At 69.6% G+C, this 22,237-nt stretch carries 20 protein-coding genes; 7 read left to right on the top strand and 13 right to left on the bottom strand.

Features of this window, described 5'->3' with window-relative positions:
- Positions 1 to 16 precede the first annotated feature (16 nt).
- Both cpt and ACFOY2_RS48430 read left to right on the top strand, forming a co-directional pair.
- Entirely contained in the window at positions 17 to 616 is a 600-nt protein-coding gene (gene cpt, locus ACFOY2_RS48435; protein ID WP_379534935.1) for a chloramphenicol phosphotransferase CPT, read from the top strand.
- 93 nt (positions 617 to 709) lie between these two features.
- Positions 710 to 967 carry a hypothetical protein gene (locus ACFOY2_RS48430; RefSeq protein WP_379534934.1) on the top strand — a complete coding sequence of 86 codons (258 nt, stop codon included), beginning with the start codon at positions 710 to 712 and terminating at the stop codon, positions 965 to 967.
- Positions 968 to 1,016: 49 nt separating this feature from the next.
- Here the strand turns inward: ACFOY2_RS48430 and ACFOY2_RS48425 are convergent, their stop codons facing one another.
- From ACFOY2_RS48425 to ACFOY2_RS48405, 5 genes are all read right to left on the bottom strand, one after another.
- The gene (locus tag ACFOY2_RS48425) at positions 1,017 to 2,159 is read right to left on the bottom strand and encodes an rRNA adenine N-6-methyltransferase family protein (RefSeq protein ID WP_379534933.1); all 1,143 of its coding nucleotides are present in this window, start codon (positions 2,157 to 2,159) and stop codon (positions 1,017 to 1,019) included.
- Positions 2,160 to 2,176: 17 nt separating this feature from the next.
- The gene (locus ACFOY2_RS48420) at positions 2,177 to 2,323 is read right to left on the bottom strand and encodes a hypothetical protein (RefSeq protein ID WP_379534932.1); all 147 of its coding nucleotides are present in this window, start codon (positions 2,321 to 2,323) and stop codon (positions 2,177 to 2,179) included.
- Between the two features lie 283 nt (positions 2,324 to 2,606).
- Positions 2,607 to 3,227, bottom strand: coding sequence for a hypothetical protein (locus ACFOY2_RS48415; RefSeq protein WP_379534931.1), 621 nt, complete (start codon positions 3,225 to 3,227; stop codon positions 2,607 to 2,609).
- 28 nt (positions 3,228 to 3,255) lie between these two features.
- Positions 3,256 to 3,525, bottom strand: a complete 270-nt coding sequence (locus ACFOY2_RS48410) for a hypothetical protein (protein ID WP_379534930.1) — start codon at positions 3,523 to 3,525, stop codon at positions 3,256 to 3,258.
- Between the two features lie 64 nt (positions 3,526 to 3,589).
- Complete coding sequence (locus ACFOY2_RS48405; protein WP_379534929.1) at positions 3,590 to 4,807, bottom strand: helix-turn-helix domain-containing protein; 1,218 nt, start codon at positions 4,805 to 4,807, stop codon at positions 3,590 to 3,592.
- Between the two features lie 178 nt (positions 4,808 to 4,985).
- On the opposite strand from ACFOY2_RS48405, the gene ACFOY2_RS48400 reads away from it, so the two are divergent.
- Positions 4,986 to 5,456 carry a hypothetical protein gene (locus ACFOY2_RS48400; protein WP_379534928.1) on the top strand — a complete coding sequence of 157 codons (471 nt, stop codon included), beginning with the start codon at positions 4,986 to 4,988 and terminating at the stop codon, positions 5,454 to 5,456.
- Between the two features lie 28 nt (positions 5,457 to 5,484).
- Here the strand turns inward: ACFOY2_RS48400 and ACFOY2_RS48395 are convergent, their stop codons facing one another.
- Positions 5,485 to 6,150, bottom strand: coding sequence for a helix-turn-helix domain-containing protein (locus ACFOY2_RS48395; RefSeq protein WP_379534927.1), 666 nt, complete (start codon positions 6,148 to 6,150; stop codon positions 5,485 to 5,487).
- A 161-nt stretch (positions 6,151 to 6,311) separates the two neighbouring features.
- Between ACFOY2_RS48395 and ACFOY2_RS48390 the strand changes: the two genes are divergently transcribed.
- The 3 genes from ACFOY2_RS48390 to ACFOY2_RS48380 are packed head-to-tail and all read left to right on the top strand — an operon-like array spanning position 6,312 to position 9,222.
- Positions 6,312 to 7,520 carry a cytochrome P450 gene (locus ACFOY2_RS48390; protein WP_379534926.1) on the top strand — a complete coding sequence of 403 codons (1,209 nt, stop codon included), beginning with the start codon at positions 6,312 to 6,314 and terminating at the stop codon, positions 7,518 to 7,520.
- A 5-nt stretch (positions 7,521 to 7,525) separates the two neighbouring features.
- Positions 7,526 to 8,467 carry an ATP-binding cassette domain-containing protein gene (locus tag ACFOY2_RS48385; protein ID WP_379534925.1) on the top strand — a complete coding sequence of 314 codons (942 nt, stop codon included), beginning with the start codon at positions 7,526 to 7,528 and terminating at the stop codon, positions 8,465 to 8,467.
- Positions 8,464 to 9,222 carry an ABC transporter permease gene (locus ACFOY2_RS48380; protein WP_379534924.1) on the top strand — a complete coding sequence of 253 codons (759 nt, stop codon included), beginning with the start codon at positions 8,464 to 8,466 and terminating at the stop codon, positions 9,220 to 9,222. The genes ACFOY2_RS48385 and ACFOY2_RS48380 overlap by 4 nt, the downstream gene beginning before the upstream one ends.
- Before the next feature lie 72 nt (positions 9,223 to 9,294).
- On the opposite strand, the gene ACFOY2_RS48375 is transcribed toward ACFOY2_RS48380, so the two are convergent.
- From ACFOY2_RS48375 to ACFOY2_RS48350, 6 genes are all read right to left on the bottom strand, one after another.
- Positions 9,295 to 11,148 carry an AAA family ATPase gene (locus ACFOY2_RS48375; protein WP_379534923.1) on the bottom strand — a complete coding sequence of 618 codons (1,854 nt, stop codon included), beginning with the start codon at positions 11,146 to 11,148 and terminating at the stop codon, positions 9,295 to 9,297.
- A gap of 34 nt (positions 11,149 to 11,182) precedes the next feature.
- Positions 11,183 to 12,607 (bottom strand): DUF2201 family putative metallopeptidase, encoded by a 1,425-nt coding sequence (locus tag ACFOY2_RS48370; RefSeq protein ID WP_379534922.1) that lies wholly within the window; start codon positions 12,605 to 12,607, stop codon positions 11,183 to 11,185.
- Between the two features lie 66 nt (positions 12,608 to 12,673).
- On the bottom strand, positions 12,674 to 15,133 hold the full coding sequence (locus ACFOY2_RS48365) for a hypothetical protein (protein ID WP_379534921.1): 2,460 nt from the start codon (positions 15,131 to 15,133) through the stop codon (positions 12,674 to 12,676).
- Between the two features lie 2 nt (positions 15,134 to 15,135).
- Entirely contained in the window at positions 15,136 to 17,595 is a 2,460-nt protein-coding gene (locus tag ACFOY2_RS48360; RefSeq protein ID WP_379534920.1) for a hypothetical protein, read from the bottom strand.
- A gap of 2 nt (positions 17,596 to 17,597) precedes the next feature.
- Complete coding sequence (locus ACFOY2_RS48355; RefSeq protein WP_379534919.1) at positions 17,598 to 19,958, bottom strand: hypothetical protein; 2,361 nt, start codon at positions 19,956 to 19,958, stop codon at positions 17,598 to 17,600.
- A gap of 285 nt (positions 19,959 to 20,243) precedes the next feature.
- The gene (locus ACFOY2_RS48350; RefSeq protein ID WP_379534918.1) at positions 20,244 to 20,642 is read right to left on the bottom strand and encodes a hypothetical protein; all 399 of its coding nucleotides are present in this window, start codon (positions 20,640 to 20,642) and stop codon (positions 20,244 to 20,246) included.
- A 6-nt stretch (positions 20,643 to 20,648) separates the two neighbouring features.
- Between ACFOY2_RS48350 and ACFOY2_RS48345 the strand changes: the two genes are divergently transcribed.
- On the top strand, positions 20,649 to 20,771 hold the full coding sequence (locus ACFOY2_RS48345) for a hypothetical protein (RefSeq protein WP_379534917.1): 123 nt from the start codon (positions 20,649 to 20,651) through the stop codon (positions 20,769 to 20,771).
- An 18-nt stretch (positions 20,772 to 20,789) separates the two neighbouring features.
- Here ACFOY2_RS48345 and ACFOY2_RS48340 read toward each other — a convergent pair whose 3' ends face one another.
- Entirely contained in the window at positions 20,790 to 22,193 is a 1,404-nt protein-coding gene (locus tag ACFOY2_RS48340; RefSeq protein ID WP_379534916.1) for an APC family permease, read from the bottom strand.
- Positions 22,194 to 22,237: the final 44 nt, after the last annotated feature.

The raw sequence follows: 22,237 nt of genomic DNA, 5'->3' as shown, positions 1-22,237 counted from the left end.
TCAATACAGTGGCGAAGTGACAATCCAGGTGATCGTGCTGAACGGCGGCTCCAGCTCCGGCAAATCCGGAATCGTCCGGTGCCTGCAGGCGGTCCTGACGGAGCCGTGGCTCGCCGTCGGGGTGGACACGCTGATCCAGATGATGCCCACGTCCGGCTCCCTCATCGAGCTCGCCCCCGACGGCGAGGTGAACGTCGGGCCGGGGTTCATGCCGCTGCAGGCGGCGTGGATGGAGGGGGTCGCCGCGATGGTCCGCGCGGGCGCCCGGGTCGTCATCGACGAGGTCTTCCTCGGCGGCGCGGCGTCCCAGCAGCGGTGGCAGAAGGCCCTCGCCGGGCTGAACGTGTTGTGGGTCGGCGTGCGGTGCGAGAGCGCGGTCGCCGCGGGCCGCGAGGTCGCCCGAGGAGACCGGGTACGGGGGATGGCGGTGTCGCAGGCGGAGCTGGTTCACCAGGGCGTGGTCTATGACCTGGAGGTGGACACCACACACACCGAGTCCCTGGTGTGCGCGCAGACCATCGCCGCCCGTGTCGGAGCTAGAGGATCGGTTGATGTTCTGTTGGGATCTCTTGCCTCAATCGTCACGGCACCATCACCCGACAGGCACCCAAAGTGACACGATGATCGCAGATCGCGGTGTGACGATGTGAAAGTCCGTCACGGTGACCAGGCGCACAGCGCGCCTTCGTCCAGAATCGAGGAGCCTGCGATGGCCACGTATCAAACCGAGATCCACACGGGCGGCGGAGGATGGCAGCGGGACGAGCCGCTGACGCTGAGCATCCGAAACCGCGACGACGTCATCCCCGAAGACGGCCGGCCCCCCACAGGAGCCACGGTCACCTGGAGCACCCCGCGTGCGGGCAGCGGTTCGGTGACGTTCTTCGATGAAGGCACCAGGTTCGAGGGAACGGCGCAGTTCCCCAATGAGGGGCCGGTCGGCTACCGGGGCAAGTTCGCCGGGTAATCGGCGCCGGAGCGGCTCGCCACTCCCGAGGGGGCGGCGGGCCGCATGTTCACACCTCCTGACGGCCCAGGACGTTGTCCGGCTGGTTCAGCCAGATCCGTTGCCCCTCGGACGTGACGGTGATGCCGAAGTCCCGCCAGGACGGCTCTCCCCAGCCGACCCATGCGGCGTACGCCCGCAGAACCTCGTCCCACACGGGCCGTTCGCCCACCTGCTGGACGGCATGCTTCGCCGAGCCCGGCCGCCACGTGGCCGTCGCCCACGAGCGCGGCTCGTCCGGGTCCCCCACGAACATCCGCCAGTACTCGCCGTCTCCGTCGACGCCGGAGCTCGTGGACGACTTGAGCTCGGTCAGCGCGGCGATCGCCAGATCTGCGCCGGCGGACAGGTCGTCGAGTGCCCGCGGATCCAGCGCCGACCAATAGCGGCGTGTCTCGCCGCCGGTTGGGTCCTCGTACGGTGCCGGTCGCTGGGCCCGCATCCACATGTACGAGGCGAACCCGGTCACCCGCCCCACGGCGGTGCCGTCGGCCTGTACTTCCAGGCGCAGGGCGTGGTGGATGCCGTAGCCGGGCTGCCACGGCAGCACGATGACCGCGCCCGGCCTGCACTGCTCGACCCACGCGTATGGGATCCGGCGGATGCCACACGTGACGTGGACCCGGTCATGGGGCGCGCGGTCGGCGCACCCCAGCGCCCCGTCTCCGACAAGCAGCCGGGGTGAGTAGCCGGCCTCACCCACGTTCTTCGCGGCCTGCTCGGCGACGGCCTGGTCCACCTCGATGGAGGTCACCTCCCCCTGATCTCCAACGAGGTGGGACAGCAGCGCGGCTGTCCATCCCGTGCCTGTGCCGATCTCCAGCACCCGCATGCCGGGCTCGATATCCAGTTGGTCGAGCAGGTCGGCGACCGTGCTGGGCGCGGACGCCGACGACGTGTAGTCGCCCTCTATCGCGGTGAGCGGGGTGTTGCCGTCGTCGAGTTGCGTGACGACGGAGTGCTGCCCGTAGGCGGCGTCCCACCAGGCGTCGGGGTTCTCGGTCTTGTCGATCAGGTAGGCGGGGGACGGGTCGCTGGGGGCGACCAGGCCCACGTCGGGGAGGAACTGGTGGCGGGGTACCGCGCGGATCGCCGCCTTGACGGGGTCCGCGACCAGGCTCTTGGGGTCGAGTTTGGCGATCATGGCGTTCATACGACTGTCGAGGTCCACTACTTGCCGCCGCCCTTCCCGCCTTTACCTCCCTTGGCGTGGCCGCCTTTGCTCTGGTTGTCGTGATCCTGGGTACTGCCCGTGCCACCCTCCTTGCCGGTGACCTCCTGGTCCTTCGGGCTGTTCGGGTCCGTGTGTTCCCCCATGCCATTCTCCTTTCGCGATGCGGTGATACCCCGGCAGGGGATGATCTTCTGCCGGGGGCTTTTGGTCGCCCCGAGCGGGGCGATGAGGGCCGGGTCCCGCGGAAGCAAGCAAACGCGGGACCCGGCCCGACCCCCAGCCCTGTAGACCGGGAGCCCTTCGGAAATGCCGCCGTTCTCATACGGCGGGCATCTCCGGCAGCCGCCCCAGGAGGTCCCACGGCCGTCCGCAGCGACGCCAGGTGGGTGGCGGCGCGGAAGCCCTTCCTGAGGACGGCGTCGGGGGCTACTCGCCGACGGCCTCTTCGGTCTTGCGCAGGTCCCGCAGGGTGACCAGGAGTTGGACGGCGAGCGCGTACTCCAGCCGGTGGAACGCCTCCAGCGGGATCACCGCGTTCGCCTCCACAGCAGCCGGTCCTGCCGGGCTGGGCCGCATCACGTTGGCGATCACCCCGTACAGCTCTACACGGCCCACCGTGTAGATTGCCGCGTCGTGCCTCAGCCGTGGGCAGGTGGCCAGCGCCTCGGGGACGCACGAGCGGCAGGTGGGCGGCGAGTTGGTGTAGCCCGCCCCGGTCACGGCGCTGCTCGGATCGTTGGCCAGAACCCATGAGACCCGCCCGTCCGGACCGGTCGCCGGCCCGCCACACACCTGGCATAGCAGACGCAACATCGCGTTCCGCTGCCTGAAGGTGTTCACCAGCTTCCACAGCGGCCTGCCGCGCCGGTGCAGACCCTGCCGCGACCACAACACACCGAACATCCAGTCCTGCGCGATGGCATCGGCGTAGCACAGCCGCCACCCATCCGTGGCCTCCTGGTCGCGCGCGAAGGTGAGCCGGTACGGCAACCGCTCCTCGTCGTAGGCGGTGATGTACGGCACCCGCACACCGATCGCGGCCCTCATGCCGCGTCGCGCAGAACTGATGGCTGGGTCACGGGCCGACCTCACGGAGCACGGCAAGAATCGTGTTGGCCGCTATCCGCACGTCCTCCAGCGGTCCGAGCACCGGGCCCCACGTCCACCGATAGTGGCCGTGCAACGCCGTCACCATGCCGTTAAGGCCAGGGTCGTCTGGGTTGGCCACACTCAGGTAGGGCTTGTGTTCGGTGCCGCGCATTTCCGGCGCCCATCCGCGCTCCACCAGTTCGGCATGCAGCAGTTCAAGTTGTTGCCGCGGGCCAAGAGCCGTGTCGGTCTCCATGGACACAGAAAGTAATGAGTCTGTCACCGCTTGATTCCGTTGGAGCGGAATCACACGAACTTCTTCAGTGAGGAATCCCCATCCGCGCGGCCATCCCGCGCAGCTCTCGGCTGACTGCGGTGGCGTGAGCCCGGGTGAGAAGCACGCCGATGGTTTCCTTGACGGAGTTGTTGTTGCGGATCCGCTGGGGTGCCACCTTCTCGGCCTGCAGCAACCAGGACAGCGCCTCGCGGGACGACTTGGGGTTTCGTGCGAGGCCCCGGCCAACGTCTGCGAGGAAGGAGGCATGGCGGCATCGCGTGCTCTGGAGCTTGCCCTGGTCGACGACCTGGGCCTTCTGCAGCACGCTACCGCCGACGTCACCGGATTCGACCGCGATGCCGACACGCCAGACGCCCACGTTGGTGACGGAGAAGTTCGACCAGTTGCGCGCGGGATCGTCGGGCAGGAGTGTCGCCAGTTGATGAGCTTCGTCCAGCCAAGCCTGCGCGGTGTCGAGCTTGTGCTCGACCGCCGAAGCGAGGCTGGCTGTCAGGGTCAACATGCCGAGGACCGATCTGCCTACGGGGTCGGTCGCGGTCGGCGTCAGGGCGTTTGTCGCCTTCTCGGCGGCCTGCCGGATGCGATCCCAGGTGCCCTCTCGCGGCATCGTTTGGATGCGGCAGTATGCGGCCTTGCCGATGACGACGGGATCGCCGTGGAGGCGGGCGGCTTCCTCGGCGCGGGCCGCCGCCTGATAGGCGAGGTCGGCGTAGCCCAGATCCTTCATCCTGAAGGTGGCGAACATGCACGCCTCGACCAGGGTTTCCAGTGCGAGTCGCTGGGCTTGCTCATCGCGGGGCATTGCTACGTGCGTGTGGAGCTCATCGATGACACCGGGCAGATGCTTGCCGAGTTCGATGTAGTCGCAGCGCGTGAACACTGTCTCCAGCTTCCGCGTGGCCTCGACGAGCTCGTCGAGGGGGCGGGCCTCCTCGCTTGCGGGCTGGGCGAGCGTGTTGGTCTGCAGGGCCATGCGCATGGCGGGGACGGCGGCGTGAGGGGCTGCTTGAACGGGGTCCGCGGACAGGTGAGGCCCACCTACGATGTCGATCTCTGACACCCTCAAGGCCGAGGCCAGTCCGGAGATGTAGGAGCGCCGGTCAAGGGCCTTCAGCCCGCGCTCAATGTCGGATAGGTGGGTTTTGCTCATTCCGGCCTGGTCGGCAACTTCGATCAGGGTCATACGTCGCCACTTACGGAGAGCCCGCAGTCGTGGCCCGATGCTAGTCTCGTCGGACATCAGCCCTGCACCTCCTGAACGGGTCGCATCTTCAGGCTACGGTGTGGGGCCTTTTCTGTCCCGTGCGTATCCGCAGATCATCAGCCCCGCCGTTCCTGACGCGGGCCGTCTGCGTGCATTGATCCCGAGGAGGCCGGGAAATCCGCGTTGTCGGAGGGGGTGTGTAGCGTCCCTGACCATGAGCGACGTTCATGAGGTGACGCTGGCGCTGGATCTGCGTGATGAGCTGTCCGAAGGGGAGTTGGCGGATCTCTGCTGGCACCTGGGGTTCGGTCCGCAGCCGGAGACCCTGAGCATCGTGACGGAGTTCCCGGCCATGGCCTTCGACGAGGAGACCGACGAGTGGATTTCGGTCGACCGTCCCGAGTCGCTGCTGAATCAGCGCGGTCCGGCCGCTCGGGTGGGCGGTGCGGTTTTCTCCGAGCTTTTCAGGCGGGAGAACCCGGCGGGCTGGGCGGTGACCTCTCGGCAGGAGTTGCACCCCGACCAGTTCGACGGAGTCGGCGAGTTGTTGTGCTGGATGGCCACCAAGGTCCACGCCAACCATGTGAACGGCGACGGGTCGGTCACCGTCGGATTCATCAGGTTCCTCGAACAGGCGGTCCCCCAGCCGCTCAAAGTCAACAGCGACGAAGTGAGCTGGCCCTGAACAACCGGAGGTTCGACCATGGGTACGGTCACGACAGGAGGTCGCGCCAGCGCTCGGCCGACTCCAGCGTGTCAAGGCTGACCCGCTCCAGGAACGCCCCGCCTTTGGCCAGCCGGCGCCCTATGACCGTGTCGAGCCCGTACGTCTGCGCCGCCGCCTTGGCGAACTCCGCCGCTTCGAGCGTCTGCCGCGAGCCGGTCGTCACCGAGTGGTACCAGGCGCTGTCGTCGACCACGTAGATGTCGCGACGTCGCTGGGGATCGCGCTCGCGCCTGATCAGCCCCTGCTGGGTCAGGTAGCCCACGGCCATGGAGACAGAGGCCGGGCTGACGTTCAGCCTGCGTGTCAGCTCGGCTGCGGTGAGCCTGCCGTTCTTGCTCAGCCACAGGCCGATGAGCACGCGCGCCATCATCTTCGGCAGCCCCATCCTGACCGCCATCTCGACGACGTCTTCCACCTCGCCCGCCTCGCCGTCCGGCCGTCCGGCCGCGGGTGGGGGAGCCGGTGTGCCGCGTCGTGCCCGCCGCTCTGTCGCCCGGTGCGCCTGCTCGGGCCGGTAACCGCTGGGGCCGCCGTTGCGGCCGACCTCCCGGCTGATCGTCGAGGTCGGCCGGTCGAGCCGCCTGGCGATCTCGGCATAGGAGAGCCCTTCTGTGAGGCCGGTCGCGATGCGCTGGCGGTCCCGCTGAGTCAACCTTCCTCCTGGCATGAGGCCATTATTGCGTTCGCGAGCATCCATTGCAACGATTCGTTGCATTCGCTTCTAGCGTCATTGCATCAGTTTTCGCGCAGTGATCTGCGTATATGTGAATCTTGAATTGACGATTATCCTGAATGCAACGTAGCTTTCAAGATATGTCGAACACGTACTATCGCGACGAGCCGGTCGTCCCGTCCTTCGACCGCGCACCCGCCTGCCCCTTCGCCCCCGCGCCCGAGGTCACCGCCCTGCGCGCCGAGCAGCCGATCGCCCGCCTGGCCGCGCCCGAGGGCGCCCCCGGCGTATGGCTGGTCACCGGCTACGACCTGGTCCGCCAGATCCTCGCCGCCCCGCACTTCAGCTCCCGCTACGAAACCCAGTACCACCCCTTGGCGGGCGGGCACCTGCCGCCCGCCCCCGTCGGCGACCTGACCGGCATGGACGCGCCCGAGCACACCCGCTTCCGCAAGGTGCTGGCGGGCAAGTTCACCGTCCGCAGGATGAACCTGCTCACCGAGCGAGTCACCGAGATCACCCGTGAACGGCTCGACGTGATGGAGCGGCAGGGCCCGCCGGCCGACCTCGTCGAGGTCTTCGCCCAGCCCGTCCCCGCCCTGATGATCGCCGAGCTGCTCGGCGTGCCGTTCGAGGACCGCGAGCGGTTCCAGGCCCAGGCGGGGGCCGTCTCGGACGCAGGGGCCCCCGAGGCGCAGTTCGCCGCCTTCGCCGAACTCGGCGAGTACCTGCGGCGCCTCGTCCTCGCCAAGCGCCAGAAGCCGGCCGATGACCTGCTCAGCGACCTGGCCACGGGCGGCGATCTGACCGACGAGGAGCTCGGCGGCGTGGCCGCCTTCCTGTTCGGCGCCGGCCTCGACACCACCGCCAACATGCTCGCGCTCGGCACCTTCGCCCTGCTGAGCGACCCGGCGCAGCTCGCCGCCCTGCGCGACGACCCCGGCCTGGCCGACAACGCCGTGGAGGAGCTGCTGCGCTACCTGTCCATCGCCGCCACGGGCATGCGCGGGGTGCTGGAGGACGTCGAGCTCGGCGGCAGGAAGCTCAAGGCCGGCGACACGGTCATCATCGCGGTCAACGCCGCCAACAGGGACCCGGCCAAGTTCCCCGACCCCGACGTGCTCGACCTGCGCCGCTCGGCCGCCGGGCACCTCGCCTTCGGCCACGGCATCCACCAGTGCCTCGGCCAGCAGCTCGCCCGCGTCGAGATGCGCGTCGCCTTCCCCGCGCTGCTCGCCCGATTCCCGGCGTTGCGGCTCGCCGTCCCGGCAGAAGAGGTGCCGCTGCGCACCGACCCCGCGCAGGTGTACGGCGTGCGCAGTCTGCCCGTCACCTGGGACCGAGGTTGAGTCCGGTGCGGACCACCGAAACCCCCGCCATCTCGGTGACGGGACTGCGCAAGTCGTACGGCTCGCACCGCGTCCTGGACGGCATCGACCTCACCATCCCGCAGGGCACGGTCTTCTCCCTGCTCGGCCCCAACGGCGCGGGCAAGACCACCACGGTGCAGATCCTGTCCACCCTGATCCAGGCCGACGCGGGCGAGATCAGGGTCGCCGGGCACGACCTGGCCAGAGAACCCGACAAGGTGCGCGCCGCGATCGGCGTCACCGGGCAGTTCTCCGCCGTGGATGGGTTCCTCACCGGCGAGGAGAACCTGCGGCTCATGGCCGACCTGCTCCACCTCGGCCGCTCCAGGGGCCGTGAGCGCAGCCGCGAACTGCTGGAGCGCTTAGACCTCACCGATGCCGCACACAAGCCGGCGGTCACCTACTCGGGCGGCATGCGCCGCCGGCTCGACCTCGCCATGACCATGGTCGGCACGCCCAAACTCATCTTCCTCGACGAGCCGACCACCGGCCTGGACCCACGCAGCCGCCGCACCATGTGGCAGATCATCAGAAATCTGGTCAAACAGGATGGCGTGACCATCTTCCTGACCACGCAGTACCTTGAGGAGGCCGACGAGCTCGCCGACCGCATCGCCCTGCTCAGTCAGGGAGAGCTGGTGGCCGAGGGCACCGCGGACGAGCTCAAGCGGCTGGTCCCCGGCGGCCACATCGTCGTGCGCTTCGCCGACGCCGACGGCTTCCACAGGGCGGCGCCCCACCTCGGCGCCACCTCCCGCGATGACGCGGCGCTCACCGTCCAGATCCCCGACTCCGGCGGCGTCAAGACGCTGAGGAAGCTTCTGGAGCGGCTGGACGCCCAGGCCGTCGACGTCGCCGAACTGTCGGTGCACACCCCCGACCTGGACGACGTCTTCCTCACCCTGACCAAGGAACCCTCCCGATGAGAGCTGTCACCGACTCGGCGACGATGCTGCGCCGCCAGGTCAAACACATCTGGCGCTACCCCTCGCTGATTCTCACGTTCGCCGGCGTCCCCGTGGTGTTCCTGCTGCTGTTCGTCTACGTCTTCGGCGGCACCATGGGCGTGGGCATCGGCGGCGACCGCGCCGCCTACGCCGGCTACCTCACCCCCGGCATCATGATCACGACGATCGCCGGCGCGGCGCAGGGGACCGCGATCTCGGTGGCCACCGACATGGCCGAGGGCATCATCGCCAGGTTCAAGACCATGGCCATCGCCCGCGTCTCGGTGCTCACCGGGCACGTGCTCGGGGCGATGGTGCAGACGTTCATCGCGATCGCGATGGTGACCGTGGCGGCCATGCTGATCGGCTTCCGCCCGTCCGCCTCGGCGCTGGACTGGCTCGGCGTGGTCGGCGTGCTGGCCATGTTCACCTTCGCCATCACCTGGTTGTCGGTCGCGCTCGCCCTGGTCTCCAAGAACGTCACCACGGCCAGCAACCTGCCGATGCCGCTGATGATCCTGCCGTTCCTCGGCAGCGGCTTCGTCCCGACCGAGTCGATGCCGGCCGGACTGCGCTGGTTCGCCGAGCATCAGCCGTTCACCTCCGTCATCGAGACTCTGCGCGCGCTGCTGACCGGCCGCCCCGCCGGCTCCAGCTTCGTGGAGGCGGCCGTCTGGAGCGCGGTCATCGCCCTGGCCGGATACCTGTGGGCGCGCAGGCTCTACAACCGCTGAGGTCCACTCCTTATCCCAGCGAAGGCGGCCACCCCTTCGCCATCGTGCGGTGGCAAGCCCATCGCGCCGCGGCTATCCCCTTGCCATTTTGGCGAAGGCGTCCACCCAGAACCGCTGTTTGTCCTCGGTCTGGCCCACCAGGTAGGTCGCGCGCAGCTTCGGGGGCAGGTGGCGCAGCAGCCGGGCCACGACCTCGATGTGCTCGCGGAGTTGTGACACCTCCGCGTTGGCGAAGATCTGGTGGACCGTGTCGGAGTCGGCGGTGCCCTCGCTGGAAGCCGACGCCGCCGCTGCGAGCCGTGCCTCCCACGCGTCGGTCTCGGCGGCGAGTTCGCGGATGCCGATCGACCGACGCCCCGACAGCCGCTCTCGCAGCCCGGCGAGCGGGATCGGGGCGTACTCGCCCTCTCCCAGGTAGATCAGGCCGGTTTCCAGGGGTTCGCCGACCTGGTGGAGCTTGATCAGCCGTTCCAGGGTGCGCTTGGTCACCCATTCGCGGCCCTCGTCGTCGATGTCGTTCTTCCACCAGTCGAGCACCACCTCGGCGACCTCGCCGTAGGTGTCGATCAGCCACTGGTTGGCCGGGATGTCCTCGGGGCGCACCTCGTAGCTGACCGTGAACCGGCTCGCCTGGGCCACGTTGTTGGAGCTGACCAGCAGCTTGCGGCCCAGGTGGTAGGGCGGGTTCTGCAGCGCGACCTGGGCGCGCAGGTTGCGGATCGGGCGCCCGGCCAGCGACCACTCCTGGGTGACCTCCATCAGCTTGGCGAAGGTCGACTTGTCCTTGGGCCGGTTGTACTCGTCCCAGACCAGCACCTTGGGGTCGGGCCCGAGCAGCGACCGGGTCAGCAGCACGTCGAGCGTGCCGTCAGAGGTCGGGATCGGCACGCACAGGTCTTCGACGTTGGTGACCGGCAGCGAGAAGTAGACCGGAGGACGCCCGATCTCCTCGGCGACGACCTGCTTGGTGATCTCGGTCTTGCCGCAGCCGGGAGGCCCCTGCAGCAGCACCGCCCACCGGTTGCGCACGGCCGCCCGCAGGATGCGCCGCACCGGGTCGGCGACGCGGCGCGGGTTGGCCGCGCCCACCGCCGTCGCGATGCGGTCGAGGATCTCGCTGGTGCGGTCTCTGCCCGGCGACCCGTTCTGTTGCGGCTCGGACAGCTCGATGCGGCTGCCGTTCAGCAGCGGCAGCCCCCACCGCAGCGGGAACCCTTCGCGGGCGCAGTCGAGGATGTGCTCCAGCGTGCGCGGGGAAAGCAGATGGCGCAGGTACGGGCTGAGCCCGGCCCAGAGCCGGAACACCTCGGTGAGATCCCAGCCGGCGTGCCGGGCCGCCAGGTGGTGCCGCCAGCTGGTGTCGTTGGCGGTGATGCGGATGGTCACCATGCGGTCGAGGACGGCCAGGTCGCTGCGGCGCGCGCTCGTCTCCGCCGCCGACTCGTTGTCGGTGAGGAACACCCCCACGCATCCCATGGCGCGCAGGTCGTGCTCGCCGAGCGTCCAGTTGCAGGCGACCTGCATGAGCTGCGCCTGGATCGTGTCACCGGCCTGCAGAGAGTCGTCGATCAGCAGCACGAAGGGCCGTCCGGGCCGGAGTTGGCGCATCAGGAGCTGACGCAGCGCGAGCTCGCCGCTGCGGTCGTCGCGCACCGGCGCGTTGACCAGCAGGTCGTCGGGGGTCAGGTTGGCGGCGGGGATCAGCACGACCTCGGTGCCGGGATAGGCCTTGGGGATGTACGACATGAACGTCGAGGTCTTGCCGATGCCGTGCTCGCCGAAGACCTGCCCGGTCTGCCCCATGGACAGCATCGCGTCGATGAAGCGCTCCAGCCGGGGGCGAGCCGTCTCTTTCGGCGGCTTGGGGTAGGTGGCGTTGGGCTTCCAGCCGGCGGGGATCGTGGGGGCGGGCTCGGTGATGGTCACGTGTGGGGTCTCTCTGTCTCGTGGGGCAGGAGGATCAGCGGTCGCCGGTGACGACTCGGTGGCAGGCCATCGGCGGCCGGTGGGTCTCGGGCCAGGTGTCGCCGTGATCGGTGATCAGCCAGATCCACCGGTCGGGATCGGCCGGGGTGACGTGCGCGGCGTAGCCGTCGGTCACCATGATCACGGCGTCGGGGGTGGCTTCGAACGCGCGGCCGTTGACCTCCAGGCGGCCCTCGGCGTAGTCGACGACGTTCTGGAAGTTCGTGCCGCCGCCGCCCAGCACCCGCTCGCCCGCGACGAACGGCATGACCCTGCCGTCGAAGCTCAGCCAGTGTGTCTCCACGCCTTCCGTCTGGCCGACGAGCGTGGTCAGCCACTCGACTACTTCGTCGGACATGGACCCTGAGGTGTCGATGGCCACCAGCACCACCTTGGTGCGCTCGGGGCCGCGCCGCGACAACATCGGGTCGTGCCCCAGCGCCAGCATCACCGCGCCCAGCTTCTTGGGGTAGACCAGGCGCTCGCCCTCGCGCAGCTTGGAGGCCAGCGTGTCGACGAGCCAGCGCTTCCACCACTCGACCCTGCGGGTGCGCGGGGTCTCGCCGCGCAGCGCCGCCAGGCCCAGGGTGCCCCACATGCGGGTGAGCCGGTCGCCGCCGCCCTCGGTGCGCTCGGCCAGGTTGAGCAGCTCGGAGCGGGCCTGCTCGTTGCCGGCCAGGGCCTGACGCATGACCTCGCCCAGCACCTCCCCGGCGACCCGCTCCACGGTCTCGGGATCCATCGGGACGCCGTCGCCGTCGCCGCCGTCCATGTGAATGCAGAGCGGCGGCGGCACCGGCGGGTCGGTCATGCGCTTGAGCTCTCCGTAGACCGACAGGTCGGTGGCGACGAACTCGTCGTAGGACAGCGGGCTCAGGCCCTGGGCGCGCAGATCCGCGGCGTAGCGCCGGTGGACGTCTCTCGGGTCGATGCCGATCTTGTCGTCCTCCTCCGAGCGGGGCAGCTCGGACCTGCGCAGCCGGGTGAGCACCACATGGTTGATGGTGACCTCGGTGGCCACGGTGAACAGCGGATCGGTGCGCAGCCCCTCATCGACGTAGAGGTGGCGCTGGATGAGGTGACGGGCCTCGTGGTAGAGCACGAACTTGACGCCGTGGATGCCCAGGGCGACGAAAAAATCGGGGTTGTAGAGCAGCAGGCAGGTGCCGTCGCCCGAGGCGACGACCGCCGCCGTGGGGACGGCGGTCGTCGGGATCTGGTAGTGGCACTTGGCGTAGAGCCACGACGCCACCGCGCTGTCCCTGATGCCGAAGTCGAGCAGCGCGGCCTCCTTGAGCTGGTGGGCCTGCTCGATGACGGCGGGGTCGGCGGGCTCGTGGTCGGCCAGGGCGCGCCGGTCGGTGAGGTCGATGACGCGTTTCTGGTCGGCGTGCCGTTGCCCGAGCGCAGTGCTCACCATTCCCCCTCGTGCGTGTCGTTGGCACTTGCACCGTACTGATCGCCACCGACAATCCGGCGGGTGCGCTCAGCCCGCCGCGATCGCGGCGGTGCGCAGCAGTTCGCCGGTCGATCCGGTGAACCCCGGCAGCATGCCCACGGCCAGGAGCCAGGCGTCCGGGCTGTCCTTGAGGGTGTCGCGCATGAGGGCCGACAGCGCCTCGTACCCGCCGTCGTCCCGGCCGTGCTCGCAGAGCTGCCTGAGCACGAACTCGGCCGGGAAGCCGTGCTCCACGGCCTGCGCCCAGGTGACGCGACCCCGCTCGATGGCAGGGGCCAGCCACCAGTCGGCTTCGAACTTGGCCAGGACCTTCTCGGGCGGCATGCCCGACATCAGCCGGCTGTACTCCTTTCCTTCGAAGGTCAGCAGCACGGTGTCGGCCTCCCGGCGGAACTCCTCCGGGCAGTCGGGCACGCGAAGCAGCAGGCCGATGACGTCGCTGTGGAAGGGCTCGCGGCGGTGCTCGGCCAGCAGCTCCGCCCAGTGCCACTGGTGGCTCTCCTTGATCATCGCGGCTCGGTCCCTGCGGGTGCGCCACATCGCGATCTGGGCCTCGGCGGATGTGCTCTCCGCGACCCGCGCCTCGAGATCCGCCAGCGCCGACTGGCGGTCCGGCCGCTTCAGCAGCTCCTCGATCACCTCGCGGGACTTGTCGTACGTGGAGAAATCGACCGGCGTCTTTGACATCATCCCGGCGACTTCCTCAGCCCCCCACGTCCGCCAGACGTGCAGGAACATCCGCAACTGCGGGACGGTCCCGAGGACGTACACGGTGCGGAGCATCGTGTCGAAGAAGCCGCGATGGGAGCAGGCGTGGAGATCGGCGACCCGCCAGTTCTGGGCGTGTTCGGGCCGGGCCGGGAATGCCGCCTCCGGGTTCGGCCGCTCCTCCGCGACGGCGATGATCCTGGCGCGCTGGTCGTCGGTGCAGGCGGCGTGCCAGAACAGCAGGAGGAGCACCATGGGGTCCGCGGTGCTCATCAGCTGTTCGATCGTCCCCGCCTCCAGTCCTGGCCGGCCGGCCAGGACTCGCGCCGGGGACGTCCGACGCTTGGAGACAGTCGCCAGCGCCTGGCCGGGCCAGGCCGGACGCCAGGCGCACAAACGGTAGAGATCGAACATGGTGTGCACGTCGAGATGGGGTGCCAGGGCGCCGTGCGCGGCGTCGGAGGCGGCGTCCAGCAGCGTCGCAAAAGCGAACCGCACGCCGGTGACCTCGTAAGGGACCCAGGAATAGGGGTTGTTCTCGGCATCGGGCCATTCCCCCTCGACGGGGTTCGCGGCGGCCTCGGCGAGCAGTTCCGGAATGGTGCCGGGGAAGTCCTTCAGCAGGGCGCGTGCGGACCGCCAGGCGCCGACGTCCTCCCCCAGGTGCTTGTCGACCAGGTCCGCCAGCCGCTCGGTGAACTCCTCGACCGCCGCAGCGTGCTTTCTCGGGACGTTCCGTACGGCCTCGAGGACCGCGACGGCAGGGGCGCCGTCGGCGGCCAGCTCGGCCCCGCTGATCCCCTCGCCCAGCCCACGCTGGGTCAGGGTCCGCATCGCCTTGGGGCGGCTGCGCTTGGTGCACTCGGTCCGCACCAGCTCCACGTCCAGGTGCGCGGCGTTCTCGGCGACCGCTGTGGGATGCCGGGCGTAGAGCAGAACGCGCAGCTCGCTCGGGCAGTCGGGACGGACCGTCACGGCCACGGCGGCCTCCTTGACGAACGGCTTCTTGCGCGCGGCGGCGGTGAGCGCCGCCCAGTCCAGCGGCTCGCGCCACTCCAGGGATCTGCCGTGGTCGCCGGGCGTCTTCCCGTCGTACAACTCGGTGAGCAGACCTTCTGTGCCTTCGGCCTGTTCGGCCGCCGCGCGCAGGGCATCGACGTCGCCCGTGTCGAGGACGGTCCGCAGCACGCCCGCGACCTCGGGCCGCAGCTGCCCGGCGTCGACGCGTTCGAGCCGCTCCAGGCCGCCCTTGGTGTGGTCGTGGAACATGAGCAGCGCGTTGAGCTGGTCGGCGACCAGCCCCAGCTTGGGCTCGCCGGTTTCGAGGACGCGCTGCGCGTAGTTGAACGCCGGCGACAGATCCGGCTGCTCGGCGGCGGCGATGACCTTGCGGCGCAGCCGCCACGACCAGGCCGCCTCCCACCGGTGGGCGCGCTTGATGACCTCGGGATGTCCGGTCTCGGCCAGCCGCTCGCGCACGTCGGCACGGTCTCCGGTGGCCTTGCCGAACATCAGCGTTTCGACGAACGGCTCGATGTCGCCGGCCAGCACCTGCTCGATCCGGTCCAGCGTGGCGAGTTGGGCGTTATCCAGCACGGCGGCCAGGAATCGGGGCTCGCGCAGGGCCAGCGCGTCCCGCAGCAGGCCGTCGGGGATCCGCCGGCTGACTCGCAGCACTTCCTCGATGACGTCCGCGGCTCCGGCCAGCGGCCGGGTCCAGTCCTCGACCGTGGCGGCTTCGACCAGCGCCGGGACCTTGCCCCAGTTGTAACCAGACATCTTCACTCCGTTTCGACGCCGGCGGCGGCGGCCGCGGTGCGCAGCAGTTCGGCGGCCGATCCGGTGAAGCCCGACACCATTCCCACCGCCAGGAGCCAGGCGTCCGGGCTGTCCTTGATGGTGTCGCGCATGAGGGCCTTCAGCGCCTCGTGCGCGGCGTCGTCGCCGCGCCCGCTGAGCTTGTTGAGCACCGACCCGGCGGGGAAGCCATGCTCCAGGGCCTGCGCCCAGGTGATACGGCCCGCCTCAATGGCGGAGATCAACCAGCGGCCGTCGGCCTCGAACTCGGCGAGGACCTTCTCGGGCGGCATGCCCGTCATCAGCCGGCGGTACTCCTTGGCTTCGAAGGTCAGCAGCACGGTCTTGGCCTCGCGGCGGAACTCCTGCGGGCAGTCGGGCACACGAAGCAGCAGGCCGATGATGTCGCTGTGGAAGGGCTCGCGGCGATGCTCGGCCAGCAACTCCGCCCAGTGCCACTGGTGGGTCTCCTTGATCATCGCGGCCCGGTCCCTGCGGGTGCGCCACATCGCGATCTGGGCCTCGGCGGTGGTGCCCGCCGCGACCTGCGCTTCAAGCTCCGCCAGAGCCGTCTCGCGATCCGGACGGGCCAGCAGGTCCTTGAACACCTCGCGGGTTCCGTCGTACGTGGAGTACTTGACAGGCTCGCGAACGAGCATCCCTGCGACGTTCTCGGCACCCCATGTCCGCCAGACGTGCAGGAACATCCGCGACTGCGGGATGCGCCCGAGGACATACACAGAGCGCAGGATCCGCTGGAAGAGCTCGTGGTCGGGACAGGCGTAGAGATCGGTCAGACGCCAGCCTTCTGCGTATTCGGGCCAACTCGTCTGGCTCAGCTGCTCCGCCGCGACGGACATGATCCGGACGCGTTGGTCATCGGTGATGCTGTTGTGCCAGAACAGCCTCATGAGCATCTCGGTATCCGCAGCGCTCATCAGCCGCTCGATCGTCTCCGCCTCCAGGCCGGGCCGGCCGGACAGGATCCACGCTGGGGACACCCCATCCTTGGGGGCGGTCGCCAGCGCCTGGTCGGGCCAGACCGGACGCCAGGCGCAGAAACGGTAGAGATCATGCGCGGTCCGCGCGTCGAGATGAGGTGCCAGGGCGCCGTGCGCGGCGTCTGGGGCGGTGTCCAGCAGCGTCACGAAAGCGGCCCGCGCTCCGGAGAGCGAGGAGGGGGCTGAGGTCTCGGGGTACGGGGCAGTCTCGGGCCACTCTCCGTCGACGGGGTTCGCCGCGGCCTCGGCCAGCAGTTCCGGGATGGTGCCGGGGAAGTCGCCCAGCAGGGCGCGTACGGACCGCCAGGCGCCGACGTCGTCCCCCAGGTGCTCCTCGACCAGGCCCGACAGCCGCTCGGTGAACTCCTGGAGCTCTTCGAGGCGGGTACGCGTCGCCTCCAGGACCGCGACGGCCGGGGCGCCCTCGGTGACCAGGGCGGCGCCGTTGATCCCCTCGCCGGGGCAGCGCTGGATCAGGGTCCGCACCGCCTTGGGCCGGCTGCGTTTGGGACAGTCGGTTTTCAGCAGCTCCATGTCCGGGTGCGCGGTGTTCTCGGCGACCGCCGTGGGATGCCGGGTAAAGAGCAGAGCACGCAGCTCGCTCGGGCAGTCGGGATGGGCGGTCACGGCCGCGGCGGCGTCCTTGACGAACGGCTTCTTGCGCGCGGCGGCGGTGAGGGCCGCCCAGTCCAGCGGCTCGCGCCACTGCAGGGAACGGCGGTGGTCGCCGGGCGTCTTGGCGTCGTACAACTCGGCGAGCAGACCTTCTGTGCCTTCGGCCCGTTCGGCCGCCGCGCGCAGCACACCGGCGTCGCCCGTGTCGAGGACGGTCCGGAGCACGTCGGCGACCTCCGGCCGCAGCGGCTCGGCATCGACGCGTTCGAGCCGTTCCAGGCCGCCCTTGGTGTGGTCGTGGAAGGCGAGCAGCGCGTTGAGCTGTTCGGCGACCCGCATCAGCTCGGGCTTGCCGGTTTCGAGGATGCGCTGCGCGTAGTTGAACGCCGGCGACAGATCCGGCTGCTCGGCGGCGGCGATGACCTTGCGGCGCAGCCGCCATGACCAGGCCGCGTTCCACCGGTGAGCTCGCTTGATAGCCGCGGGATGCCCGGTTTCTGCCAGCCGTTCGCGCACGTCGGCGCGCTCCTCGGTAGCTCCGCTGGACGCCAGCGCTTCGACGAACGGCTCGACGTCGCCGACCAGCACCCGCTCGACGATCCGGTTCAGCGCGGCTGGATCGGAGACGAGGTGGACGTTGCCCAGCATGGCGTACAGGAACCGGGGCTCGCGCAGGGCCAGCGCGTCCCGCAGCAGGCCGTCGGGGAGCCGCGGGCGCACACGGAGCACGCTCTCTATGACGTCCGCGGCGCTGGCCAGCGGCCGGGTCCAGTCCTCGACCGTGGCGGCTTCCACCAAAGCCGGGACATCGTTCCCGTAAAAGGGCATCTTCACTCCGTTTCGACGCCGGTGGCGGCGGCCGCGGTGCGTACCAGCTCGGCCACCGATCCACTGAATTCGGGCAACATACGCAGGGCCAGCACCCAGGCCGCCGGGCTGGGGTCGAGGTGGCCACGCACCAGCGGGGCCGGCGCGGTCCGCATGCGCTCGCCCCACACGGCCAGGACGGCACGGGCCGGGTGCGCGTGCTCAAGAACGTCGTCCCAGGTCAGCGCCCCCGACCTGACCGCCTGGAGCAGCCAGCTCCAGAGGTTGGCCGAGACTTCCCGGGTGCGCAGGATCTCCAATGGCGTTCTGCCCTCGGCCTGCTGCTGCCGGACCTCCGCCGGCGTGTAGTCGTCGCCGACCCCTCCGCTCTCCGCGTGGAACTCCTGGGGGCACTCGGGGACGTGGCTCAACCCCTTCAGTGCCAGGGCGGGCAGCGGGTGACGGGCGTGCTCGGTCAGCAGCTCCGCCCAGTGCCAGAGGTGGGCCTCCCTGAACAGCTCGGCTCCGGAGAAATGTTGCTTGCGCAGCGCCGCGATCTGCCATTGGGCCGTCTCGCCTTCGGTGACCGTTTCCCGGAGTTCGGCGAGGGCAGTGTCGCGGTCCTGTCTGGACAGCAGCTTCGTGACGGTCCTGCGGACCTCCCTGCGGATGACCTTGCGGGAGTGGGAGAGCGCCTCCGGCTCGTTCTTCAGCAGCGCGGCCACTTCGTCCGCGCCGTGGCGCTCCCACAGGTTCAGCATCATCCTGAGCTGCGGGACGATCCCGCGGACCCGGACGTGGCGCAGGATGTGCCGTTGCAGTTCGAGGTCGGCGCAGTCCACCGGGTCGCGCCCACGCCACCAGGTGGTGCGTGCCATGAGGTCTTTCACCAGGTCGGGATCGAGGGGAAGCGGCTCGGTCGCGCCCTTTCGCATGGGACGGCCGGACAGCAGGCGCTCGCGTTGCGGAGCCGTGACGCCGCTTCGGCGGAACAGCCGGGCGTTGACGGCGGGGTCGTCCAGCCGCATCAGCATCTCGACGGCGTCGGCGGTGAGCGAGCCGCGATTCGCCAGCACCCGCAGGTAGCGGTGCTCCTGTGCGGCCACCGCGAGGTCGATCCACTCCATCCGCCACCGCCCGTGGCCGAACAGGTCGCAGACGGTGCGATCGTCCAGATGGGGCAGCAACGCGGCGTGCGCGGAGGCGGGTGCGGCGTCCACCAATGTGAGGAAGGCCGCCCGCGCGCCGGTGACCGAGGAGGAACGCTCCGCGGCGGGCATGTCGGCCGCGCCGGGCCAGCCGCCCTTGGGTTTCTTCACAGGGGTGGCGGACGTGCCGAGCAGTTCGGGGATCGTCCCTTTGAACCGGGGCAGCAGCGCCCGCGCCGACCGCCACGCCTCGACGTCCTCTCCCAGATGCTCGCCAACCAGGTCGGCGAGCAGGGACGCCAGGTCGTTCCACGCGCTGCTTCGCATGTCGTCCTCGGGCGGCTGCCGGACGGCCTCCAGCACCGCGGCGGCGGGCCGCGCCGACTCCAGCACCTGCGCGGCGGTGCAGCCGGCCTCCAGTCCACGGCGTACCAGGGCGGCGACCGCCTTGGCGGCACGCGGCCCGCCAGGGGCCAGGGCGAGCAGTTCCGGGGTCACCCGCGCCGAGTGGGTCACCACCACCATGGCCTGGACCTGGTACCAGGCCGCACGGAGTTCGTCGGGGAAGTCGGGGCGCGCGACCAGCAGCGCGGTGGCCTTCTCATCGAAGGGCCGGTCCGCGGCTGCGGCGGCGATCGTGTTCCAGTCCAGTTGGTCGCGCAGCGCCAGGTGCTCATCGCGTCCCAGCAGGCGATCGTCGTAGAGCTCCTCGATCAGCCCGTCAGTGCCCTCGGCGAGCTCGACCGCCTTCCGCAGCGCTCCGGCGTCGGCCAGCGCCTCTCGTAAGGTCTCCTTGACCTCGGGGCGCAGTCCGTAGAAGTCGGCGAGTAGTCCCAGAGCCGCGGGCCCGCCGTCGTGGTCGTGGATGGTGAGCAGGCCGCGTAGCTGCTCGGCGCGGGTGAGGGCGCTGCCCGCCTTGCTCAGGGCGGTGCGCGCGGCGCCCGGCAGCGGGCAGACCACGGCGGGCCGTAGAACGTGGGGCTCGTGCGCCTGCGACAGCTTGGTGAGTACGCCCCTGGGGCCGGTCCAGTGGGTGCCGCAGGCGGCCGCCAGGACGTCTCGGCGGGCGCGCAGTGACCACGTGCCCGGTCTGTCGGGGATCAGCCCCAGGGCCGCCCGCGCCACCACGGTGTGCCCGGTGGCGGTGAGCCGCTCGAGCAGCCCAGGCTTGGCGGCGATGAGCGACTCGTTCGTGGCGAGCCGGCCGAGCTGGCCGGGGTCGCGGGCGGCGATCACGGTGTCGATGAGCGCGTCGGGTAACGGGCCGTCGGCCAGGGCGGGGAGGAGTACGTCGGCGGCCGAGGCGAGGGGGTGGCGCCAATCGCTCAGTTCGGAGACTTCTAACAGGGGGGACAGCCGCTTGCTCTCGTCCCGGGGGATTCGGTTGATGGGGAGGCTCCGGGGGTTTCGTCGGGAGGGCCGTGGACAGGCGTGGGAGTGTAGTTGATCAATGAAGCGCTGATTGTCTGATTGATGCTGCTCGCAACCAATTGCGTGATCCGGCTACTCCAGGCCAATTGATCACTTGGGAGACTTCCCGCCGTCGTGCCACACCCGTACGAGCCGGGTGATCTCGGCGAGATGCTCGTCGGTGCGCATCGCGTAGCGCCCCGTCTTTTCGTCGTGGACGGCCCGCAGGCCGAACAGGGCGTGATCGTGGATCTCGGTGGCGTCGTAGGGGATGTCCGCCCAGCGGCCCTCGTTCATGACGGCCCGGGCCTCCAGCATGGCCAGGACGAGTTCGACCACCTGGTCCCTCTTGGCGGAGCCGACCCACAGGGCGCTCCGGCCTTCGTCCCATTTCGCGCCGAGCCGATGCAGTCGCCGGAAGAAGCGGGTGTCGCGGCTGCAGCGGACGTAGACGCGGCGGCCCTCCTGCCAGGCCCGCCGCAGGGGGATATCGTCGTGTAAGGGCTTCATGTCCGCGTGAGCGTACGCCACGGCCACGACAATCACGGCGGCGCCGAGAAGCACGACGGGGGAGAACGGCTCCCCGAGCACCAGCACACCGATCAGGCCGTCAGGCGGCGCTCTTGGCGCGACGCCTGACGGCCTGATCCGACGCGTTCAGCCGATCTTCGCGTTCTCCTTCTTGCGGGTGTACCAGGTGACCACCCAGAGGATCAGGCCGAGCACGAGCAGCCCGCCCGCGATCTCGTACTGGCCCGCAGGACGCCCGGAAGACCACGGCAGCACCAGGTACACGCACGTGATCGTGCCCACCACGGGCAGGACGCGTCCCGCCTTGAAGTGCTCCGTCTCCGCCTGGTCTCTGCGCAGGACCAGAACGGACACGTTGACCAGCGCGAAGACCGCCAGCAGGAGCAGCGACGTCGTGCCGCCCAGCAACGACACGACCGGGCTGTCGGGGCTCAGCGAGACGAACGTGATCAGCCCGAGGGCGATCACGGTGGTGAACACGATCGCCGCCTGCGGCGTGCGCCGCCCCGGATGCACCTTCGCCAGGAAGGGAGGCAGCACGCCCTGCTTGCCCATCCCGTACAGCAGCCGGCTGGCCATCAGCATGTTGATCAACGCGGAGTTCGCCACGGCGAACATCGAGATGAACGGCAGCAGGTCGGAGATCGGGAAGTCGGGGGCGGCGGTCTGCACCACCGTGGCCAGCGGGGTCTCGCTCTCGGAGAGCGGGCCGACGGGGACCACGGCGACGGCGCAGATGGACACGAGCACGTAGATCAGCCCCGTGATCCCGATCCCGGTGAACATCATGCGGGGGAAGATCTTGGCCGGGTTCTTGGTCTCCTCGGCCATGTTGACCGAGTCCTCGAAGCCGACCATGGCGAAGAAGGCCAGCGACGTGGCCGTGCTGACCGCCAGGAACACGCTCTTGTCCGAGGCGGTCTCGAAGGTGACCACGCGGGAGAAGTCGGCGTTCCCGCCGAAGATGAAGAACATGCTGATCAAGATGACGATCAGCAGACCTGAGAGCTCGACCGCGGTGAGCAGGACGTTGATCTTGACGCTCTCGCCGACGCCGCGCAGGTTGACGGCCAGGACCAGGAGCATGAACGCCAGCGCGATCAGCAGGATGACGCCGTTGCCGGCGTCCAGGCCGAAGCCGGTGGAGAGGTTGGCGGCGAAGGCCCGCGACGCCGCCGAGGCCGAGGTGATGCCCGAGCACATCACCGCGAAGCACACCAAGAAGGTCAGAAGGTGCTTGCCAAAGGCCTTATGCACGTAAAGGGCGGCTCCCGCGGCCTCCGGGTATTTGGTCACCAACTCCAGGTACGAGCACGCCGTGATCAACGCGACCACGAAGGCGATGGCGAACGGCAGCCAGGCGGCGCCGCCCACTTCGCCGGCGACCTCGCCGGTCAGCGCGTAGATCCCGGTGCCGAGGATGTCGCCGATGATGAACAGCAGCAACAGGCCGGGGCCCATCACCTGCTTCAGGCTCGGTTCGCCGCCGCCGGTTTCCTCGGTCGGACTGGGGGGTTTGGTCTGGGACATGCGGTAGTCCTTCTCGCTGTGAGCCGCAGGGAAACAGGGGAAGT

This window comes from Nonomuraea purpurea (genome assembly GCF_042650645.1).
Classification (GTDB): domain Bacteria; phylum Actinomycetota; class Actinomycetes; order Streptosporangiales; family Streptosporangiaceae; genus Nonomuraea; species Nonomuraea purpurea.
Note: the sequence above shows the minus strand (reverse complement) of the source record. Positions and strands in the feature narration are given on the sequence as shown.

Excerpts from the sequence above, each read along its gene's own strand:
- ACFOY2_RS48360 (WP_379534920.1), bottom strand. The coding sequence starts at position 17,595 with ATGCCCTTTTACGGGAACGATGTCCCGGCTTTGGTGGAAGCCGCCACG.
- ACFOY2_RS48415 (WP_379534931.1), bottom strand. The coding sequence starts at position 3,227 with ATGAGGGCCGCGATCGGTGTGCGGGTGCCGTACATCACCGCCTACGAC.
- ACFOY2_RS48420 (WP_379534932.1), bottom strand. The coding sequence starts at position 2,323 with ATGGGGGAACACACGGACCCGAACAGCCCGAAGGACCAGGAGGTCACC.
- ACFOY2_RS48380 (WP_379534924.1), top strand. The coding sequence starts at position 8,464 with ATGAGAGCTGTCACCGACTCGGCGACGATGCTGCGCCGCCAGGTCAAA.
- ACFOY2_RS48410 (WP_379534930.1), bottom strand. The coding sequence starts at position 3,525 with ATGGAGACCGACACGGCTCTTGGCCCGCGGCAACAACTTGAACTGCTG.
- ACFOY2_RS48425 (WP_379534933.1), bottom strand. The coding sequence starts at position 2,159 with ATGAACGCCATGATCGCCAAACTCGACCCCAAGAGCCTGGTCGCGGAC.
- ACFOY2_RS48400 (WP_379534928.1), top strand. The coding sequence starts at position 4,986 with ATGAGCGACGTTCATGAGGTGACGCTGGCGCTGGATCTGCGTGATGAG.
- ACFOY2_RS48350 (WP_379534918.1), bottom strand. The coding sequence starts at position 20,642 with ATGAAGCCCTTACACGACGATATCCCCCTGCGGCGGGCCTGGCAGGAG.
- ACFOY2_RS48340 (WP_379534916.1), bottom strand. The coding sequence starts at position 22,193 with ATGTCCCAGACCAAACCCCCCAGTCCGACCGAGGAAACCGGCGGCGGC.
- ACFOY2_RS48370 (WP_379534922.1), bottom strand. The coding sequence starts at position 12,607 with ATGGTGAGCACTGCGCTCGGGCAACGGCACGCCGACCAGAAACGCGTC.
- ACFOY2_RS48365 (WP_379534921.1), bottom strand. The coding sequence starts at position 15,133 with ATGTCTGGTTACAACTGGGGCAAGGTCCCGGCGCTGGTCGAAGCCGCC.
- ACFOY2_RS48390 (WP_379534926.1), top strand. The coding sequence starts at position 6,312 with ATGTCGAACACGTACTATCGCGACGAGCCGGTCGTCCCGTCCTTCGAC.
- ACFOY2_RS48405 (WP_379534929.1), bottom strand. The coding sequence starts at position 4,807 with ATGTCCGACGAGACTAGCATCGGGCCACGACTGCGGGCTCTCCGTAAG.
- ACFOY2_RS48430 (WP_379534934.1), top strand. The coding sequence starts at position 710 with ATGGCCACGTATCAAACCGAGATCCACACGGGCGGCGGAGGATGGCAG.